This window comes from Phytohabitans sp. LJ34, assembly GCF_052068095.1.
Lineage (GTDB): Bacteria > Actinomycetota > Actinomycetes > Mycobacteriales > Micromonosporaceae > Phytohabitans.
Genome location: NZ_JBQHDG010000028.1, coordinates 103,481 through 126,420, shown reverse-complemented (window position 1 = coordinate 126,420; position 22,940 = coordinate 103,481). Strand labels below are relative to the sequence as shown.

Here is a 22,940-nt window from a genome sequence, read left to right as displayed (position 1 = left end):
CTCGGCGCTTCAGGGCGCGCTCTGGCTGCTAGGCCAGCACGGCGGCCTGGACCACCTGCACCTGCCGTTCACGATGGGCTCGGTCGAGGTCTTCGGCCCGACCCCGCGACACGGCTTCGCGCACGTCGTCGTCCGCGCGTCCAGCGACACCGGCAAGAAGGTCGACATCGACGTCACCGACCCGGCCGGCGACGTGGTCGTGCGTATCCGGGACTTCTGGCTGCGACGCTGGAACACCGGCGGGCCCGAGCAGCCGGCGAGTGCTGGCACCTTCCTGCGACCCGACTGGGTAGCCGCTCCCCGTGCGGCTGCCGTGGCGGCTCCGGCGGCTCCCCCCGCCGCCGGAGCCATGCCAACCCTCGTCCTGGCGCCGTCGGCGGCCGCCGGGGACCTGCTCGTCGCGGCGCTGGAACGCTCCGGTGCAGGAGCGGTGCGGGTGGTGACGCCCGGCGCCGACGTGGCGGCGGCGGTCGCCGCCCTGCCGGCGGGCGGCGATGTCCGCCGCGTGGTGTACGCCTGGCCGCGCACGATGTTCACCGGAACGGCCTCGGGCGCCGCCCGGCAGGTCGACGACGGGTTCATGCCGCTGTTCCACTTGGTGGCCGCGCTGCTGCGGGCGGGCGGCAGGGAGCCCGTGCACCTGCTCGGCGCGTACCCCGCGACGGCGGCGGGTACGCCCGGATACGAGGCGCTCGGCGGCTTCCTGCGCACCGCCCGGCGGGAGAGCCCCCGGCTGGCGCACCGTCTGGTCGAACTTCCCGAGGGCGAGTTCGCGGAGCTCGTCGAAGGCCGCGGCCCGGCCGCCGACCGGCTGGCCGGCGAACTGGCCGACTTGCCGGGCGCACCCGAACACGTGCGGTACCGGCCCGGCGGACGCGAGGCCCACCGCTGGACGCGCCTGTCGCCGCCTACCGCGGCCCGCCCCGGCGCGCTGCGTACCGGCGGCACCTACCTGGTGACCGGCGGAGCCGGCGGGCTCGGCGCGCTGGTGGCCCGGTGGCTGGCCGAGACCGCTTCGGCGCGCGTGGTGCTCACCGGTCGCTCACCGCTGGGACCAGCCGCAGAGGCGGTGCTGGCCAGCGTGCGCGAGGCGGGCGGCGACGGCCGGTACCTGCCCGCCGACGTGTCCACAGCGCAGGGATGCGAGGCGGTGGTACGGGCGGCCCGCGCGGCGTACGGCGAGCTGCACGGCGTGTTCCACGCGGCGGGCGTACTGCGCGACGAGTACCTGGTGAATCTGGACGCCGGCCAGGTCGCGGACGTGCTCGCCCCCAAGGTCGCCGGCACCATGCACCTCGACGCGGCGACCCAGCGCGAACCACTCGACTTCTTCTGCCTGTTCGCCTCGCTCGCCGGCCCGATCGGCAGCGTGGCGCAGGCCGGATACGCCTACGCCAACAGCTTCCTGGACGCCTTCGCCGGCTGGCGGGAACGGCAGCGGGCCACCGGAGCCCGCCCCGGCCGGAGCATCTCCATCGACTGGCCACTGTGGATGGGCGGCGGGATGGCCGTCGACGACGAGGTGCGGGAGTCGATGTGGCGGCAGTTCGGGATGCGCCCACTGGAAACCGTGGAGGGCCTCAGCGCGCTCGCCACCATCCTCGACAACGTCACCGGCCAGGTCGCATACATCGCCGGCGACGGCAGCCGGCTCACCGCTGAGTTGGCCGGGAAGACCGCGCCGCCGCCGCAAGCGGCCGCCACCGGGGTACCGGAGCTTGAAGGGCTGATCACACGCATCGTCGCGGAGATCGTGAAGCTGGATCCGGCACGGGTCGACCCGGCCGAACCCATCGGGAGCTACGGCTTCGACTCGCTCGCCTTCAACCGGCTGGCGAACGAGGTCAACAAGGCGCTGGACCTCGACCTCACACCGGCCACGTTCTTCGAGTACACCACCGTCGCCGACCTCGCCGCGCACCTGCTGGACCGGTACCCGGCCCAGCTGGCCGCCCAGGTCACCACGCCGGCGCCTGAAGCACCCCCGGCAAGCCCCGTCTCGGCGGCTCCGGTGCGCGAGCCGATCGCCATCGTCGGCATGTACGGCCTGATGCCCGGATCCCGCGACCTGGCCGAGTTCTGGTCGCACCTCGACCGCGGCGACGACCTGGTGACCGACGTACCGCCGGACCGGTGGGACTGGCGCGACTACTACAGCGCGACCGCCGGCACGCCGGACAAGACCAATAGCAAGTGGGGCGCGTTCTTGTCCGAGGTGGACACGTTCGACGCCCGCTTCTTCGGCATCTCGCCGCGCGAGGCCGACCTGATGGACCCGCAGCAGCGGCTGTTCCTGCAAACCGTCTACCGCACGATCGAGGAGGCCGGTTATGCGCCGTCGGACCTCGGCAAGGGCCGCACCGGGCTGTTCGTGGGCGTCGCCAGCCACGACTACTACGACTTGCAGCGCGAGGCCGGTCTCCCGGTGGAGGCGTACACCACCACCGGCTACTTCCACTCGATCCTCGCCAACCGGATCTCGTACCTGCTGGGTCTCCGGGGTCCGAGCGTGCCGATCGACGCAGCCTGCTCCAGCTCCCTGGTGGCCATCCGCTCGGCTATCGAGTCCATCTGGGCGGGCAGCTCGGACGTCGCCATCGCGGGCGGGATCAACCTGCTGATCTCTCCGATGATCTACATCTCGTTCTCCCGTGCCGGGATGCTCAGCCCGACCGGCCGTTGCCGCACCTTCGACGCGGGCGCCGATGGGTACGTGCGCGGTGAGGGCGCCGGCGCCCTGCTGCTCAAACCGCTGTCCCGCGCGCTGGCCGACGGCGACCACATTCACGCGGTGATCCGCGGCAGCGCGGTCAACCACGGCGGCAAGGTCAACACGCTGACCACCCCGAACCCGAACGCCCAGGCCGAGCTCATCGTCAGCGCCTTCGAAGAAGCAGGCGTCGACCCGGAGACCGTCGGCTACATGGAGATGCACGGCACCGGCACCGCGCTCGGCGACCCCATCGAGGTCAACGGGTTGAAGAAGGCTTTCCGCGAGCTGCGCCGCCGGGCCGGAAAGCCCGAACCTATCGCTGCGGAAACGCTGATCGGCTCGGTCAAGTCCAACATCGGGCACCTGGAGGCCGCCGCTGGCATGGCCGGCGTGTTCAAGGTGATCCTCGCGATGCGCCACGGCCGGATTCCCGGAAACCTCCACATCGTCGACGTGAACCCGCACATCCAGCTGGACGGCAGCCCGCTTCGCATCGCCCGCACCACCGAGGCGTGGCCCCGGCTTGGTGACGTGCGGACCGGGGCCGAGCTGCCCCGCCGCGCCGGCGTCAGCTCGTTCGGGTTCGGCGGGATCAACGGCCACCTGCTCATCGAGGAGCACATCCCGACCACTCCCGCCGCCGCGCCGGAGCCGGCCGCACACGTGCTGGTGCTCTCCGCGCGTACTCCCGAGCAGCTCGCCGAGCGCGCTCTCGAGCTGGCCGCGCACCTGGAGCACCAACCCGGCCGGGCCGGCGCCGGTGTCGAGGCTGAGCTGTCCGACGTCGCGGCCGGCCTCCTGGACATGCCCGCGGCGGACCTACCGACCGGCGAGACGTTGGAGGACCTCGGCTTCGGCCTGGCACGGCTGCGCCAGCTCCACGACTGGATCACCGATCGGTACCCGGCGGCGGCCGGCGTAGCGGTCCTGCCGACCGACACCCTGGACGGCGTCGCGGCGCGGATCGGGACGTGGCGGCCGGCAGCCACCGCGACCGGATCGCTGCGCGACATCGCCTACACGTTGCAGGTCGGGCGGGAGCCGATGGCGCATCGCCTCGCCCTGGTGGTGGACTCCGCGCACGTCGCGGCCGCCGCGCTGCGCCGCTTCGCGGAGACGGGCGACCTGCCGGCGCGCGGATACATCGGACCGGCCGACCCGGCGCTGCGCGGTACACCCGCCACCCCGGCGGCGGACCTGCCGGAGCTGGCCCGGCACTGGGCGGCCGGCGGCGAGGTCGACTGGACGAGCGGTTACGGCGGGGACCGGCCGCGGCGGGTGTCGTTGCCGACCTACCCGTTCGCGCGGGTGCGGCACTGGATCGCGGCACCCGTACGGGAGCAGAGCGCGCCACCGCCGTCAGCATCCTGGATCACGTTCGACCAGCCGACCGGCGACCTGTCCACCGGGCTGGTGTACCGGACCCGGCTCGCCGCCACCGACCCGGTGGTACGCGAGCACCGGGTGCGCGGCGCGGCGGTCCTGCCCGGCGTCGGCCACCTCGAGATCGTCCAGGCGGCCGTGGCGCGGGTGGTACCGGAGGCCACTCGGCTGACCCGCGTGGTGTGGCTGCGCCCGCTGGCGGTACCCGAGGCCGGCCTGGACGTCCAGGTGCGCCTGGTCCGCACCGAAACCGGTGTCGAGTATCAGGTGCGGGCGCTCGACGGCGCCGAGCCGGTCACCTTCTCCCAGGGAGCCTGGGACGTGCCGGCCGCGGCGCAGCGGCCGGTGCCACCGCGCTCGCCGGCCCAGCTGCGCGACCGGTGCCCGCGGGTGTTGGACACCGACGAGCTGTACGCGCGCTTCCAGAGCCAGGGCATCGACTACGGCCCGTTCTTCCGTGGCCTGCGGGACGTACGGGTGGGCGACGGCGAGGTCGTCGCCAGCGCGCGGATGGCCGCGGCGGACCCGGCCCGGCCGTTGCATCCCACGCTGATGGACGCGGCCCTCCAGGCGGTCGCCGCGCTCGACCCGGACGGGCCCGCCCTGGCTCGGCTGCCGTTCGCGCTGGAGGAGATGCGGCAGTACGGTCCGCTCGGCGCGGCCTGCCACATCCACGTGCGGGCGCGCGGCGGCGACGGGTACGACGTGGACCTGCTCGACGACGCCGGCCGGGTGCTCGTCGCGCTGCGCGAGCTTTCAGTGCGCGAGGTGGCGGCCCGCGAGGCGGCCGAGCCGTTCTTCTACGCGCCGTACTGGGAGCGGCTGCCGGCACCGGCCGCCACGCCGCCGGCCGGGCATGGCAGCTGTCTCGTGGTGCATCCGGCTGGCGGCTTCGGGTTGGCCGGCGACCTCGCCGCCGCCTGGTCGGGCGGGCAGGTGCGCACGCTCCGGATGGACGCCTCCGCCGGCGGTGTGGCGCTCGCCGGCCAGCTGCGCGAGCTGGGCCCGATCCGGCATGTGTGGTTCCTCGGCGGGCTACGCGAGTCGGCGAGCGATTCGTCCGAGCCGGCGCCGGCACTCTTCGGTCTGGTGAAGGCGCTGGCCGAGGCCGACCGGATCCAGGACGTCGAAACCCTGCGGGTGCTGGTCAACGGCGTGCACGACGCGGCCGGCCGGCGCACCACGAACGCCGCCGCGGGCGCGCTCGTCGGCTTCGTCAAGACCTTCGGCAAGGAGTACCCGCGCATCGCCACGAGCTGCCTGGACATCGGCCTACCGGTGGGCGGCGTTCTCGCCGATCCGGATCGTGCCGCGCTGGTGCGTGCCGTGCTCGCCGCGCCACTCGACGGGAACGACGAGGTCGCGCTCGTCGACGGCCACCGGTACGTGAGGCGGCTGCGACCCGTCGCGCTGCCGGCGCCGGCCCGTCCGGTGTTCCGCGAGCGCGGCACGTACGTGCTCGTGGGCGGTGCCGGTGGCATCGGCCGTGCGCTCGCCCGACACCTCGCCACTACCCGGCGGGCCCGGCTGGTCCTGGTGGGGCGGCGGCCGGCGGACGCGGAGATCGAAGCCGAACTCGCCACGCTGGCACGGCTGGGCGGCGAGGCGATGTACCGCGACGCCGACGTCACCGACGAGATGCGGCTCGCGGCCGTCCTCGCCGAGGCGCGGGAGCGGTTCGGTCGCATCCACGGTGTCGTGCATGCCGCGATGGTGCTGCGCGACGGGATTCTGGAGCGGATGGACGCCGCCGCGTTCGAGGCGGCGCTCGCGCCCAAGGCACGCGGCACCGAGGTGCTCGGCGAGCTGTTGCGCGGGGACCGCTTGGACTTCCTACTGCACATGTCGTCGGTGCAGTCCTTCACCGGCGCCGCCGGGCAGGCCAACTACGCCGCCGCCTCGACCGCGCAGGACGCGCACGCCCGCCGGCTGGCCGGCCGGGGCGCCTACCCGGTGAGGGTGGTCAACTGGGGCTACTGGGGTGCGGTGGGCCGGGTCGCCTCGGAGAGCTACCGGCGCGGCATCACCGCACGCGGCTTCCACCCGATCGGTACGGCCGAGGGCATGGACGCGCTCGAGCGGGTACTCGCCTGCGACGAGTCGCAGGTCGTGGCGATTCCCGCCGAGCCCGAGGTGCTGGCCGCCATCGGGGTCCGGCAGCCTGACCCGGCGCAGCCCCGCCCGCCGGTACCCGACGCGGCGCCGTTGCCGGTTACGGGCGCCGACGAGGACGAGCGAGCGGCCGGCGAGGACTACACCGCCCGCGCCCTCCTGCGATCCCTGCGCCGTGCCGGACTCTTCCCGCGCCCGGACGCCGAGCACGCCGATCCGCACGCCGACCTGGGCGCGCTGCCCAGGTACCGGCGGCTGGTCGACGCGCTCACCGCCATCCTCGTCCGGCACGGGCTGATCGCCCACCGGGCCGGGCGCTACGTGCTGCTCGACCCGGCCGCCGCGGTGACCGACGGCGCCGCGCTGCGCGCCCGGTTCCCCGACCTGGCCGCCCGGCTGGAACTCGTCGATGCGTGCCTCGCCGGGCTGCCCGAGGTGCTGCGCGGCAGTGTGTCCGCGACCGAGGTGCTGTTTCCGGGCGGATCCACCGAACTGCTGGCCCGCGTGTACCGGGGCGAGCGGCTGGCCGGGTACTGCAACCGGATCGTGGCCGAGCAGGTAGCCGAGGCGGTGCGGCAACACCCGGCCGCCGAGGTACGGGTGCTGGAGATCGGCGCCGGCACTGGCAGCACCACAGAGGTGGTACTGGACGCGCTGCGTGCCGTCGGAACCCGGGTCAGCTACACGTTCACCGACGTCTCCGACGCCTTCCTACGCCAGGCCCAGCGCACCTTCGCCGGCGGCGGGCCGGTGCCGGTCACCGTCGGCCGGCTGGACATCGCCCGGCCGCCCGCCGCGCAGAGCTGGGGGCCGGGCGGCTACGACATCGTGCTGGCCGGCAACGTCATGCACGCGGTCACCGACGTGGGCGCCGCCCTCGCCCACGCCCGCGAGCTGCTCGCCCCTGGTGGTCGCCTGGTGCTGACCGAGGTCACTCAGGTGCAGGCTTTCCACACGGTCACCTTCGGGCTGCTAGATGGCTGGTGGCACTTCGCGGACGAGGCCATCCGGCTGGAGTCCGCGCCCCTTCTCGACGTTCCCATGTGGAGGCGCAGCTTGGAACACGCCGGGTTTCACGCCGTGCGGGCACTGGGCAGCGCCACCGTGCCGGCGGACCTGTCCCAGCGGGTCATCGTGGCGCACGCGCCAGCCGCCCCGCCGCAGCCGCCGGCCGCCACAGGCGCCGGTGGCGAGCCGCCGGAGCGGTGGCTGCGCCGGCTGATCTCCGAACTGACCGCGCAGACCCTCAACATGGCGGTCGCCGAGGTGACGCCGGACGAGTCGCTGGCCTCGCTGGGCGTCGACTCGATCGTCGGTGTGGAATTGATCAACCGGCTCAACACCGCACTGGGCATCACGCTCAAGACGATCGTCATCTTCGACCATCCGACGGTGGCCGACCTGACCGCGTTCGTCCTCGATCGGCACGGCGAGCAGGTCGCGGCGTGCGCGGCCGCCGCCTCGCCCGTGCCGCCTTCCGCCCCGCCCGTGGCGCCTTCCACCTCGCCGGTGCCGCCTTCCTCACCGGCCCCGCCGGCGCCGATGCCTACGGCCGCCGTACCCGCCCTGGTCGCGCCGGCCGGGTTCCAGGCCGTGCGGTTCACCCGGCCCGGCAGCCCGCGCGAGCTCAGCATCGCGCCGATCGAGCCGGCCGCTCCCGGACCCGGCGAGGTCGAGATCCAGGTCAAGGCGTTCCCGATCAACTTCTCGGATCTGCTGCTGGCCAAGGGCCTGTACCCGATCATGCCGGACTACCCGTTCACCCCGGGCGTCGAGGTGTCCGGGGTAGTCCGCCGAGTCGGCCCCGGAGTGACCACGCTCCGCCCGGGCGACGAGGTGATCGCGCTGACCCGCCCGGAGATGGGCGGCCAGGCCTCGGTCGTGCTCACCGACGAGAACTTCGCGGTACCCAAACCGCCGAACGTCTCGCACGAGGAAGCCTGCGGGTTCCCGGCCGCGTTCCTCGCCATGTACCTCGCCTTCGAATGGGCGCAGGTGCGCCCTGGCGAGCGGGTGCTGATACCGGCGGCCACCGGCACCAACACGCTGATCGCTGTGCAGCTCGCCCAGCTCGCCGGCGCCGAGATCGTGGCGACCGCCGGCTCGGCGGCGAAGGTGGACTTCCTGGCCGGGATCGGCGTGCCGGACGCCATCGACCACGGACGGGCCGACGTGGTCGCGGAGGTACTGGCACGCACCGGCGGGCGTGGCGTCGACGTGGTCGTCAACACGCTCGGCGGCCGGGCCATCCAGCAAGGGCTCAGCGTGCTGGCCCCGGAGGGCCGGTACGTGGAGATCGCGGTCTTCGGCCTACAGTCCTCGGGGCCGCTGGACCTGTCGCGGCTGGTGGACAACCAGCGGTTCTACAGCCTCAACGCGAAGAAGTACTTCCTGGCGCATCCGGAGCGGCGCACCGAGTACCTGCGCACCATGGCGGACCACCTGGCGTCGGGGAAGGTGAAGCCGCTCGTCAGCCATGTGCTGCCGTTCGACCGGATCCTCGACGCGTACGCGCTGAAGGAGGACCGCGCGACCGTCGGGCGGATCGTGGTGATGGCACCCGATCCGGCGCCGGCCGCGACGGAACCGGCCCGGGTCGTGGCGCCGCCGCGCGAGACGCCGCCGCGTGCCACGGACATCGCGGTCATCGGGATGGCCGCTCGGCTGCCCGGCGCGCGCGACGTCGACGAGCTGTGGGCCAATCTGGCCGCCGGGGTCAGCGCGATCCGGGAGATCCCGGCGGGCCGGTGGTCCAACGCCCGTTTCTACGACCCCGACCCGACCAACCTGGACACCACCTACTGCCGCTGGGGCGGGTTCCTCGACGACGTGGACCGCTTCGACGCACCGTTCTTCACCATCTCCGGCAAGGAGGCCGAGCAGACCGACCCGCAGCAGCGCGTCTTCCTCGAGGAGGCGTGGCGGGCGCTGGAGGACGCCGGCTACACCGGAGACAAGCTGGCCGGCAAGCCCTGCGGCGTCTTCGTCGGCGCCGGCGCCAGCGAGTACCTCACCCGGATGAACAAGGCCGGCGCGGTCAAGCAGGCACAGGCGTTCTGGGGCAACGAGGCGTCCATCCTGGCGGCACGCATCTCGTACTTCCTCAACCTCAAGGGCCCCAGCATCGCGGTGAACACCGCCTGCTCATCCTCGCTGGTCGCGCTGCACCTGGCGTGCCAGAGCCTGCTCGCCGGAGAGAGTGAGATGGCCCTGGCCGGTGGCGCCTTCATCACGCTCGCGCCGGACTACTTCGTCGTGGCCAGCAACGGAAACATGCTCTCGCCCGAGGGGCGGTGCAAGACCTTCGACGCCTCGGCCAACGGGTTCGGGCCGGGCGAGGGCGTCGGCGTGCTGGTGCTCAAGCCGCTGGACCGGGCGCTGCGCGACGGCGACCAGATCCACGGGGTGATCAAGGCGACCGCCATCAACCAGGACGGCCGGACCAACGGCATCACCGCGCCGAGCGGACTGGCCCAGACCGAGGTGGAGCTCGCCGCGTACCGGCGCGCCGGCATCGACCCGGCGACCATCGGCTACGTCGAGGCGCACGGCACCGGCACCCCGCTGGGCGACCCGATCGAGGTCGAAGCGCTGACCAATGCCTTCCGTACGTATACCGACCGCACCGGGTTCTGCGCGATCGGGTCCATCAAGACCAACATCGGGCACACCGCCGCCACCGCGGGTGTAGCCGGGATCATCAAGGTACTGCTGTCCTTCCGGCACCGGCAGATCCCGCCATCGCTCCACTTCGAACACCCCAACCCGCTGATCGACTTCGCCAGCTCGCCGTTCTACGTCAACACCGAACTGCGCGACTGGACGGCCGACCCGGCGCGGCCCCGACGTGCGGCGGTCAGCGGTTTCGGTTTCAGCGGCACCAACGCACACGTGGTGCTCGAGGAGCCGCCGTCGCGGGCGTCGGCGGTGCCGCCGGCCCAGCCGCCGTTCGCGGTACCGGTCTCCGCGCACACCGACACCGCCCTGAGCACCCGCCTGGACCGGCTCGCCGCCTGGCTGGCCGGACCGGGCGAGGCCTTCACCCTCGCGCAGATCGCGTACAACTTCCAGGTCTTCCGGGAACACCGCCCGGTGCGCGCGGTCTTCCTGGCCCGTGACCACGCCGACCTGGCCCGCCAGATCCGCGACCGGGCAACCCCTGGGCCGGCGACCGGGACGCTCGGCGACCTGGCCGGTCGGTACCTGGCCGGTGAGGACGTGGACTGGCGGTCCTGGTGGGCCGGTGCCAGCTGCGAGCGGATCCCGTTGCCGGGCTATGCGTTCGACCGCCATCGGTACTGGTTCGCCGACGTCGACACGGTCTACGCCGACGGCGCCGAGCCGGTAGGCACCGCACCCGCGGTGCGGTTCGAGCCGGCGGGCGGCGGGTCCGTGCGCACCACCCTGACCGGGCGGGAGTTCTACCTGCGCGACCACCTGGTGAACGGCCGGCGGGTACTGCCCGGCGTGGCGTACGTCGAGTTCGCCCGGCGCGCCGCCGAGGCCGCCGGTCTGCCCGCCGGCCCGGTACGCGACCTGCGGTGGCTGCGCCCGCTGGAGGTCAACGGTTCACCCGTCGACGTGACCGTCCACTTCAGAGACGAGGACGGTGGGCTCGGATTCGACCTACGCTCGGCTCCGGACGTGGTGCACGCACGCGGAAGGCTGCTGCCGCCCGACGAGGCCGGCACCGCGGGACGGGTGGATCTGAGCGCGGTCGCGGCGACCTGCCCGCGGACCGTACCGGTGGCCGACCACTACCGCAAGCTGCGCGCCCTCGGCCTGGCACACGGGCCGGCCCTCACCTCCATCCAGGAGATCCGCGTCGGTGACGGCGTCCTGCTGGCCCGGCTGCGGCTACCCGCGGCAACCGACACCGAGCCGGACGCCTTCGACCTGCATCCGTCCCTGTTGGACGGTGCACTCCAGACACTCGGCGCCTTCGACGGCCCGGACCACCTCCAGCTCCCGATGTCGGTTTCGACGGTGACACAGTCGCAAGCCCTGCCGGCGGAGTGCCTCGTGTACGTGACGGCGGCGCCGACACGGCCGGGGGACGCGGTGCGCGCCTTCGACATACGGCTTCTCGACGACGACGGTCACGAGCTGGCCGCCCTGCACCACCTCACCGTCAAGCGACCGGCCGGCGGCCAACCGGCCCCGGCCGACCAGGTGCGTGCGTTGCTGCACCGCCTGCGCACCGGTGAGATCAGCGAGGACGAAGCGGAAACGGCGATGGAGGCATCCCTTGCGAACTGACGCGCACGGCCGCCGAGCCGTCCTGAGCAGGGTCAGGTCCGGTGAGCTCGACGTGGAGGAGGCCGCCCGGCTTCTCTTGACGCCACCGATCGCGGAGTCGGCACCGCGAGACCTCGTGCTGGCGTGGCTGGCCGGGCTCGTCTCGGAAGAGGCGAAGATACCGGCGGAGCGGATCGTGCCCGAGGAGCGGCTGGACCGCCACGGCTTCGACTCGGTGATGGCGCTCAACCTGGTCCGCGCCCTGGAGCGGGACCTGGGCAAACTGCCCGCCACGCTGCTGTTCGAGTACCAGACGCTCGCCGCGCTCGCGGACTACCTGCTGGAGCGGCACGGTCACGCGCTCGCCGAGCGTTTCGGCGCACCGCACGAGGTCGCCGCGCCGGCCGCCGCCGCGGCGCCGGACGGACCCCGGGGGACCGGCGAGCCCATCGCGATCGTCGGGCTCAGTGGTCGCTTCCCGCTCGCCGACGACCTCGACGAGTTCTGGGACAACCTCGTCGCCGGGCGCGACTGCATCACCGAGGTGCCCGCCGGCCGGTGGGACGTCAACCGCCACTTCGACCCGACACCCGGTACGCCGGGCAAGACCTACAGCAGGTGGGGCGGCTTCATCCGCGACGTCGACGCCTTCGACAACGCCTTCTTCAGCATCTCGCCGCGCGAGGCGGAGCGGATGGACCCGCAGGAACGCCTGTTTCTGCAAGAGGTCTGGCACGCCCTCGAAGACGCCGGCCTGACCCGCGCCGGCCTGTCCGGCACCGCCGTCGGCGTCTACGTCGGCGTCATGTACTCGCAGTACCAGCTGTACCAGGCCGAACAGGCGCTGCACGGAAACGCGCTGTACCTCGGCTCCTCGTACGCCTCGATCGCCAACCGGGTCTCGCACTACTTCGACTTCCGCGGGCCGAGCCTGGCGCTGGACTCGATGTGTTCCTCCTCGCTGACCGCACTGCACCTCGCCGGCGAGGCGCTGCGCCGGGGCGACATCACCACGGCCGTCGTCGGCGGTGTGAACCTCACCATCCATCCCGCGAAGCACGTCGACCTCAGCCAGGGCCGGTTCGCCTCCACCGACGGCAGGTGCCGAAGCTTCGGCGCCGGCGGCGACGGGTACGTGCCCGGCGAGGGAGTCGGAGTCGCCGTGCTCAAGCCGCTGGCCGCCGCGATCGCGGCCGGGGATCGGGTGCACGCGGTCATCCTGGGCAGCGCGATCGGCCACGGTGGACGGACCAACGGCTACAGCGTGCCGAACCCCGCCGAGCAGACCCGGCTGATCCGGGCGGCGCTGGACGACGCGGGCGTGGACCCGGCCGACATCGGGTACGTCGAGGCGCACGGCACCGGCACCGCGCTTGGCGACCCGATCGAGGTGCGCGCGCTTGCCCAGGCGCTCGGCGAACGGGAGCCCGGTGCACCGGCGCGTGCGATCGGCTCGGTCAAGTCGAACGTCGGCCACCTGGAGGCCGCCGCCGGCATCGCCGGACTCGTGAAGATCGTGCTACAGATGCGGCACCGCACCCTCGTCCCGTCGCTGCACGCCGACCCGCCCAACCCACACCTCGACCTCGCCACCGCCGGGCTGCGGGTGCCGCGCTCGGCCGAGGAATGGGCGGCGCCGGAGGGCGGGCTGCGGACCGCCGGGCTCAGCTCGTTCGGCGCCGGGGGCGCCAACGCCCACGTGGTCGTCCGCGAGTTCCGGCCCGCGCCCGCGCCCACACCGGCAGCCGGCCCGCAGCTGATCCTGCTCTCCGCGCAGACGCCCGAGCGGCTGCGCGCGGTCGCCGCCAGCCTGGCCGCCGAAACGGACAGCCACACCGGCACCAGCGCCGCGGAATGGCTCGCCAGGGCGGCCCACACGCTGCGGGTCGGGCGGGAGCACTTCGAACACCGGCTGGCGCTGGTCGCCGCCGACACCGACGACCTCGGCCGCCGGCTGCGCGCGTTCGCCGGCACCGGCACCCACGGCGACGGACTTGTCCTCGGCAGCGTCGACAGCGCGACCCGGGCTGCGGACGCGGACCGGGCCCGGATCGCCGACCTGCTCACCCGCGGCGCCCTGGCCGAGCTCGGCGAGCTGTGGGTGCGTGGCATCGAGATCGACTGGTCCACACCGGACGGCGAACGTCCACTCAGGACAGCGCTGCCCGGCTACCCGTTCCTGCGCGAGCGGCACTGGCCGCGACTGATCGACGCGGCGGACGCGCCGGCGCCACCGCTGTCCTCGCCGCATCCGCTGCTGCACCGCAACGAGTCCACCTTCGACCGGCAGCGCTTCGTTACGTCGTTCGACGGATCGGCTCCGCTGGTGCGTGACCACACCGTCGGCGGCCGGGCCCTGCTGCCCGCCGCCGCCGCGGTCGAGATGGTGCTCGCCGCTGGCCGCGCCTCCGGGCTGACCGGGCCGTTGAGCGTACGGGAGACGGTACTGGAGGCGCCGATCGAGGTACCGGCGGGCGCGCGCCTTGAGGTCGCCGTCGAGCTGCACCGGCTGGAGTCCGGCGTCGCGTACACGCTGTCAGATCTGGACGGCGGCAAGGTGTACGCGCGGGGCCGAGTGGTCGCCGGCACCGTGCCCGCGCCGGACCGGCTCGACATCGAGGCGATGACAGCAGCCTGCGGCGCGCCGGTCGAGGCCGAGCGGTGCTACCGCGCGCTGGCCGAAAGCGGTCTGCTGTACGGGCCGGCGCTCCGCGTCCTCGAACATGTGCGGCCGGGCCAGAGCCGGGTACTGGCGCGCTTCCGGCTCTCCGAGAAGTCCGGCAGCGCCCCGTACGACGTGCATCCGGCGTTGCTGGACGGCGCGTTCCAGGCCCTCGTCGGCTTCAGCCTGGACGGACCGGCGCCCGCACGCGTCCCGTTCGTCATCGAGGAGGTGGCCACCACCGCCACCAGGCTGCCCACTACCGGCTGGATTCTGGCGACCGCGCGCTCCACCGGCGGACAAGCCGACGTGTTCGACCTCGCACTCGCCGACGACAGTGGCACGGTGGCCGTCCGTGTCACCGGACTCGCCGTACGGCCCGTGGCTGCCGGTCAGCCGGACAACCCACGCCACGACACCGTGGTGCTGCGGCCCGTCTGGCGACCTACGCCACTGCCGGACGAGACACCGACCACCATGGACGGTGGGACCGTGCTCGTGTTCGACCACGCGAACCTGGGCGACCAGATCCGCCGGGACCGGCCCGGCATCCACGTCGTGACGGTCCAGCCCGGAGACGGCTGGGAACGGGTGGACGGCGACACGTACCGGATCGACCTTGCCGACCACGGGCACTACCGGCGCCTGCTCGACGAGGCGGCACCGGGCCAGCTGCGCGGCATCGTCCACGCCTGGTCGTACGCCGCACCGGTAGCGGACGCCGCGGCCACCGAGGAGCACATGGCGCTCGGCTTCGGCTCCCTGCTCGCGCTCTGCACCGCCCTGGCAAACCACTCGTCGACCGCGGAGATCCGGCTCGTGTGCGCGCATCCGGCCGGTGTGCCGGCGTACGCGGCGCTGGGCTCCTTCCACCGGGTCGTGGCCACCGAGCACCCCACGTACCGGGTCAGCACCGTGGAGTCGTCCATCGAGGACCGGCCGCGCCGGGTGCTCGCGGAGCTGACCGTCACGGCCGCCGGCGCGGAGCAGGTGCGCTACGACGACGGCGTCCGGGAGGTGCTCGGACTGACCGAGCACACCCTAACGGCCGGCCCGCAGCCGCGCGAAGGCGGCGTGTACCTGGTCACCGGCGCCCTCGGCGGGTTGGGCCGGATCGTCGCCCGCCACCTCGCCGAGCGGCGGCACGCCCGGCTGGTGCTGACCGGCCGCTCAGCCCTGGACGAGGACGGCGCCGCCTTCCTCCAGGATCTGGAGCGCGCTGGCGGCAACGCCGTGTACCTGGCCGCCGACTGCGCCACGGGTGCGGGCGCGCGCTCGCTCGTCGACGAGGCGATGTCCCGTTTCGGCCGGCTCGACGGCGTCGTGCACCTGGCCGGGGTGCTGCGCGACGGGCTGCTGATCGGCAAGCGGCGCGCCGACGCGGCCGCGGTGCTCGCCCCCAAGGTCTGGGGCACGTACCACCTCGACGACGCCACACGTGACCTGCCGCTGGAGTTCTTCGCCCTCTACTCCTCGGCCACGTCGGTCATGGGCGTGACCGGGCAGAGTGACTACGCGTACGCCAACGGTTTCCTGAACTGGTTCGCGGACTGGCGCGAGCAGCGGCGCCAGGCTGGGCAGCGCTCCGGTGCGACTGTGGCGGTGGCCTGGCCGCTGTGGCGCTCCGGCGGGATGGACGTCGACGACGCCAGCAAGACCTGGATCGAGGAGAACCTCGGATGGGTGCCGCTGCCACCCGAGCACGGCACCACGCTGTTCGAGGCGTCGTTGCGTCAGGACACGACCCAGCTGACCGTGTTCCACGGTCACCGCGAGCGGATCCTGCGCGCGGTCGACGCGGCGGCGCCGCCCTCAGCCGAGGCGACCACGCCTCCGCCCGGCGCCGATCTCGACCTCGACACGCCCGCCGGACGGGCGCTGCTCGCGCACCTGCGGCAGATCGTGTCCGAGCAGTTGCAGCTTCCCGTGGACCGGTTGGACCCGCGTGCCCGCTTCGAGCGGCTCGGCCTGGAATCCGTGATGGTCATGAACGTCACCAACCGGCTCAGCGAGGTCTTCGGTGACCTGCCCAAGACGCTGTTCTTCGAGTACCAGACGCTGGCCGACCTCGCCGCACACCTGCTGCACCGGTACCCGGCCGCGGCACAAACCCGGTTCGGTACGGCCGGACCGGTCCGCCCAGACCCTGCCCCGGCGGCTCCCCGCGCGGACGTGCGACCGGTGGGACGGGAGTCCAGCCCGGCCCGCGACACGGACGAGCCCATCGCGGTCGTCGGGCTCAGCGGCCGTTACCCGATGGCCGCCACGCTGGAGGAGTTCTGGGAGAACCTGAGGCGGGGGCGGGACTGCGTCACCGAGGTGCCCTCCGACCGCTGGGACCACGACCGCTTCTTCACGCCGGGTCCTGGCGACGCCGGAAAGGCCTACTCCAAATGGGGTGGTTTCCTCGACGGGGTCGACGAGTTCGACCCGCTGTTCTTCGGCATCTCACCGCGCGAGGCCCGGCTGATGGACCCCCAGGAGCGGCTGTTCCTCCAGACCGCTTGGCACACGCTGGAGGACGCCGGGTACGCCCGCGCGGGCCTGTCCCACAGCCGGGTCGGCGTGTTCGTCGGCGTGATGTACAACCAGTACCAGCTCTACGGCGCCGGTGAGGCGATGCAGGCACGCGGGTTCGTGCCCAGCTCGCTGGCCGCCTCGGTGGCCAACCGGGTCTCGTACGTGCTCGGCCTGACCGGGCCCAGCCTGGCGCTGGACACGATGTGCTCCTCGTCGCTGACCGCGCTGCACCTGGCCTGTGCCAGCATCCGGGCCGGCGACTGCGACCAGGCACTGGCCGGCGGCGTGAACGCGATCCTGCATCCCAACCGGTACCTGCAACTGAGCCAGGCCCGGTTCGCCTCGACCGACGGCCGCTGCCGCAGCTTCGGGCTGGGCGGCGACGGCTACGTGCCCGGCGAGGGCGTCGGCGCGGTGCTGCTGAAGCCGCTGTCGCGTGCCGAGGCCGACGGCGACCACATCTACGGCTTGATCCGCGGCTCAGCGCTCAACCACGGTGGGCGCAGCAACGGCTACACGGTACCCACGCCGGTCGCGCAGGCCCAAGTGGTCGCCGAGGCGCTGGCCCGGTCGGGTGTCCACCCCGACGACCTCGACTACGTCGAGGCGCACGGCACCGGCACCGTTCTGGGCGACCCGATCGAGGTCGACGGTCTCGCCAAGGCGTTCGCGGCGGCCGGGTCGCGCCGCTCGGCGCCGTGCCCGATCGGCTCGGTCAAGTCGAACATCGGGCACCTGGAAAGCGCCGCCGGCATCGCCGGGATCACCAAGGTGCTACTCCAATTCCGGCACGGCGAATTGGTGCCGTCACTGCACGCCGACCGGCTCAACCCGAACATCCAGTTCGCCGACGCCCCGCTGCGGGTACAGCGGGCCGGCCAGTCGTGGCCAGCCCGGACCGCGCAGGGGCGGCCGTTGCCCCGGATCGCCTCGGTCAGCTCATTCGGCGCGGGCGGCGCCAACGCCCACGTCGTCCTGGAGGAGTATCCAGCCGCCACGGCGGCGCCCGGTCCGTCCGGTGCCCGGGAACTCGTCGTGCTGTCCGCACGCACCGCGGAACAGTTGCGCGAGCTGGCGCGCGACCTCGCCGACCGGCTCGACGCACCACCGGCCGCCGGCACGCCATCCACTGTGGACGCCGCGCTGCTGGACCTGGTGCGCGGCGCGGCCGCCCAGATCCTCAACGTGCCGCCGGCCGATATCGACCTCGACGAAGATTTCGAGAGCCTCGGCCTCGACGGCCTGGCACGGCTGGAGCTCGCCGAGCGGGTGCGGCAGGGGCATCAGTCAGCCGACCTGGAAGGCTGCGCCAACCTCCGCGGGATCGCCTCCCGGCTGACGCCGTCCGCGGTGGACGGTGGGACGGGCGGGGCGACCGGCGCGCCGACGCCGTCGCTGCGCGACATCGCGTACACGCTGGCCGTCGGCCGTGAGCCGCAGCGCGAGCGCCTTGGCGTCGTGGCCGGCGACGCCACCGATCTGGCAGCGAGGCTGCGCGCCTTCTGCGCGGGGCAAGCCACCGACGGGGTGTACACCGGGCAGGCGTCCGCGCCGGCCGGCCCGCTCGACACGCTGTTCGACGGCGCCGCGGGGGAGTCGTTCCTGGCCGCCCTGCGCGCCACCGGCGACCTCGACAAGTTGGCCCAGCTCTGGGCCTCCGGCACCGACCGGGCCGCCGCACCCACGGCCGGCGACCGCCCGGCCCGCCGGTTGTCGTTGCCCACCTACCCGTTCGCCCGCGAACGGTACTGGTTGCCCGAACCCGGTGCGGCGGACGAAGCCGCTGTGCCGGCACGGCCGGAGGTGCCACCCGCCCCGGCCGCCGACCGGCCCGCGGAGCGATCCTCCCGGACCGACGAGGTCCCTGTGGAGCGATCCTTCCGGGCCGACGAAGAACTGCCGGCCATGGCGTCGACGCCCCCGCTCGACTGGAACCGCGCGCATCGGGCGGTCGTCGATGCCATGGCCGCGGTGCTGGAGATATCGGCCGAGGAGTTCGAGCTCGACGTCCCGCACACCGACCTCGGTGTCGACTCGGTGCTCGCGGTGTCCATCGTGGACCGGGTCAACGAGGATCTGGGCACCGACCTGAAGCCCACCGACTTCTTCAACTACGCCACCCTGCGCAAGCTCGCCGACCACCTCGCGCAGTCCGTGCCGGCACCGCCCACCGTGCAGCGGCCCGTCTCCCCGCCGGTGCCCGCGCAACCGGTGGTCGGCGCCCAGGACATCGCCGTCATCGGTATGTCCGGCCGGTTTCCCAGGGCACGCAACCTCGACGAGCTCTGGGCAAACCTGCTCGCCGGCACCGACGCGGTAGGGGAGATCCCGGCCGCGCGTTGGGACGTCGCCCGGCATTGGGACCCGGATCCGGCGGCGCCCGGCAAGACGTACAGCAAATGGGGCTCGGTGCTGGAGGACATCGACAAGTTCGACCCGGACTTCTTCGGCATCTCACCGCGCGAGGCCCGGCTGATGGACCCGCAGCAGCGGCTGTATCTGATGGAGGCGTGGCGTGCGCTGGAGGACGCCGGCTACCCAGACCGGGCGCTGGACGGCATCGAGTGCCACGCCTTCGTCGGCACGTCGGCCGGCGACTACCAGCAGCTGCTGCACGCGGCAGGCACACCGGTCGAGGGGTACACATTCATGGGTTCCCACCCGGCGGTGCTGGCCTCCCGGCTCTCGTACCACCTGAACCTGCGCGGCCCCAGCCTCGCCGTGGACACCTCCTGCTCGTCCTCGCTTATGGCCGTTCACCTTGCCTGCGAGGCGCTGCGCGACGGGCGCGCCGACCTCGCGGTGGCCGGGGGAGTGGCCGCACTGAACACACCGGAGCTGCACATCCTCGCCAGCAAGGCGGGCATGCTCTCACCCCGTGGCCGGTGCCAGGCCTTCGACGACGGCGCCGACGGCTTCGTGCCGGGCGAGGGTGTGGGCGCCGTGGTGCTCAAGCGCCTGGCCGACGCGATCCGCGACGGCGACCCCATCCATGGCGTCATCGCCGCGTCCGGCGCCAACCAGGACGGCCGGAGCAACGGCCTCACCGCGCCCAGCGCGCCGTCGCAGGCGGCGTTGCTGCGGTCGGTGTACGGACGGTTCGACATCGACCCGGGGCAGATCGGATACGTCGAGTGCCACGGCACCGGAACCCGGCTCGGCGACCCGATCGAGGTGGAGGCGCTCACCCAGACCTTCCGCCGGTACACCGAACGGCGCGGTTACTGCGCCATCGGATCGATCAAGTCCAACCTCGGCCACACGCTGACCGTCGCGGGCATCGCGGGCCTGCTGAAGACCCTGCTGTGCATCAAGCACGGCATGCTCGTGCCGTCGCTGCACTTCGCCGTGCCCAACCGGCACATCCCGTTCACCGACAGCCCGTTCTACGTCAACACCGAGGCGCGGGCGTGGGAGCCGGACGGTGGCGTGGCGCGGCTGGGTGCGGTCAGCTCGTTCGGGTTCAGCGGCACCAACGTGCACGCGGTCGTGCGTGAGGCGCCGAGTCCGGCCGCCCGGTCCGCGGAGCAATCGGGCCGGGAGCGGCTGTGCCCGGTGTCCGCCAAGACCCCGGCGGCGCTCGCCGAGCGGCTCGACGAGCTGGCCGGGTGGCTGGAAAGGCACGGCCGGCGGCACGAATGGCGGGACGTCGCGCACACATTGGGCGCCGGCCGCTCCCACTTCCCGGTCCGCGCCGCGTTCGTGGCCACCGACGCGGGCGACCTGCGCGACCAGATCCGGGCCTGGCGGGCCGGCGAGACCGGCGGACCGCCGGTGACCGGAGCCGGTGACCTCGGCGACGCGGCCCGCCGGTACGTTTCCGGCGGCGACGTCGGGTGGGAGGCGCTGTACGGCGACGAACCGGCGCGGCGGATCCATCTGCCTACCTACCCGTTCGCCCAGGAGAGCTACTGGATTCCCGGTGCCGCCGCGCCCGCCGCGGATACCGCCGACAGCGAGTGGGTGTTTCCGCACCGCCTGCGGCCCGACCTGCCGCTCGTCCGCGACCACGTCGTGGACCGGCGGCCGCTGCTGCCCGCGGCCGGGCACCTGGAGCTGCTGCACGACGGGCTGCGTGCGGTGCTCGGCGCGGAACCGTTGACGCTCACCCGCCTGGTCTGGCTGCGGCCGGTCTTCGTCACCGACGAGCGCACTGTCGAGGTCGTGATCCGGTCCGCCCAGCCGGGGCGGTACGCGTTCGAGGTGCGTAGCACCGGCCCGGACGGTACCGCGCAGGTGCACAGCCGGGGCGAGGTGCGAACCGGTACGGACCGGAACGAGACGATCGACCTGCCAGCCCTCGGCAACCGCTGTCCCCAGTGGACGGATGCGGATCGGCACTACGCGCGGTTCACCCGGATAGGCGTGCTGTACGGGCCACACTTCACCACGGTCGAGGAGATCCGCCACAGCGAAGCCGAGGCACTGGCCACGCTGGTCCGGCGCGGCACAGGCGGCCCACTACCCGCCGGCGTGCTCGACGGCGCGATCCAGTCGGTCGCGGCCCTGCAACCCGACGCCGACGGGCAACGGCCGTACGTGCCGTTCGCCATGGACGAGATCCACCTCGCACGGCCGATACCCGAGCGGAGCCTCGCGTACGTGCGCCAGGTCAAGCCGGGAGAGTGCGACGTGTCCATCATGGACACCGACGGTCGGGTGTGCGTGGCGATCCGGGGACTGTCCTACCGGGAGCTGAAAGAGCCGGTACGCACCCGTCTGTACACGCCACGGTGGCGGGAGCTCGATCCGCCCGCGCAGGCCGCCATGACCGAGCCGGACAGCGTCCTGGTCGTCGCCCCGGCCAACGACTACGGCCTGGCCGAGCGGCTGGTGGCCCGGCACCGCCCGGGCACCGCCGACATCATCCGGCTGCGCGCCGGCGAGGCACCCGACGCCCTCAGCGGCCGGTTGCGCCAGATACCGCCGCCGGCGCGGGTGTACTTTCTAGGCGGCCTGGACGACGGGTTCGACGGTGCCGGCTGGGACTCGCTCGGCGCGGCCGAGCGCGCGCAAGAGTCCGGCGTGCTGTCGTTGTTCCGCGTGGTGACGTCGATACTCGCCGCCGGCGGGAGTCCGCGGCCGGTCGAGCTGATCTCCGTCACCGCCGACGCGCACAGCCTCGACGGCCGTGGGCCGCGCCGCCCGTTCGGCGCGGCCATCTTCGGCCTGACCCGATCGCTGGCCAAGGAGCAGACCTCGTGGCAGGTCGGCTGTGTCGACGTGGCCACCGGCGACCTCACGGGGGACGGCGCCGGCGCGGTGGCAACCGCGCTCGCCGCCGAACCCGGTCACCCGGACGGCAACGAGGTCGTGCTGCGCGACGGGCGCCGGTGGACGCTGGTGCTGAGCGAGGCCGAGCGGGTGGCGGTGCCCGCCGAGCCACCGTTCCGGCGCGGCGGCACGTACCTGATCCTCGGCGGCGCCGGCGGCATCGGTGCGGAACTCGCCGTGCACCTGGGGCGCCGGGCCGCCGCGAACGTCGCTCTGCTGGGCCGCAGGCCGTTGAACCCGGAGATCCAACGCCAGCTCGACCGGGTCGCCGCCGCGGGCGGCACCCCCGCCTACTTCGCGGTCGACGCGGGCGACGACGCCGGCATGACGGCCGCGGTGGCCGCGGTGCGGGAGCGCTTCGGGCCGGTACACGGCGCGTTCCACTCGGCGCTGGTGCTGCGCGACGCGCGCCTCGACGCCATGGACGAGGCCAATTTTGCGGCGGTGCTGGCGCCGAAGGTGAAGGGCGCGGTCGTGCTCGCGCGGGCACTGCGCGAGGAGCCGCTGGACTTCCTCACGTTCTTCTCCTCGGCACAGTCGTTCAGCGGCAACGCCGGACAAGCCAACTACGCGGCCGCGTGTACCTTCAAGGACGCGTTCGCCGCGCACCTGCGCGGCACCGGAGTGCCGGTGCACGTCGTCAACTGGGGGTACTGGGGCGAGGTCGGCATCGTGGCCAAGGCCGGCTACCGCCAGCGGATGGCGTCGGTCGGCGTGCACTCGATCGACACCGCGGACGGTATGCGGGCGATCGAGGCCGTCCTGGCCAACCGGCTGCCGCAGGTCATGGTGCTCAAGGCCGAACAGCGGGTGCTGGAACGTTTCGGCGTGCAGGACGGCCCGGCGGCGCACCAGGCGCCGGGCGTGCCCGATCCGGACCGCGGCGCCGGATGGGATCCGCTGGCCGGCCGGGCGCCGGGCGCCGCACTCGACGGTGACCGGCTGCTGGCCGCACACCGCCGGCTCGACGACCTGGGCGCCGCGCGGCTGCTCACCGCGCTACAGGAGATGGGCGCGTTCACCAACCCCCAGGAGCGG

2 protein-coding genes (both running past the window's edge) are annotated in these 22,940 nt (G+C 73.3%); both read left to right on the top strand.

Translation table 11 applies throughout. The annotated features are described in order from the left end of the window. Positions 1–11,467: the 3' portion of an SDR family NAD(P)-dependent oxidoreductase gene (locus tag ACTMTJ_RS38595; RefSeq protein WP_441223698.1), read on the top strand. The gene continues 6,920 nt to the left of window position 1, outside the view; only the last 11,467 of its 18,387 coding nucleotides appear in the window; the start codon falls outside the window, past its left edge; it ends in the stop codon at positions 11,465–11,467. Further along, positions 11,457–22,940: the 5' portion of an SDR family NAD(P)-dependent oxidoreductase gene (locus ACTMTJ_RS38590; protein WP_441223697.1), read on the top strand. 1,404 nt of this gene lie beyond the right edge of the window; 11,484 of the gene's 12,888 nt are visible here — the first part of the coding sequence; its start codon is at positions 11,457–11,459; its stop codon lies off the right edge, out of view. The genes ACTMTJ_RS38595 and ACTMTJ_RS38590 overlap by 11 nt, the downstream gene beginning before the upstream one ends.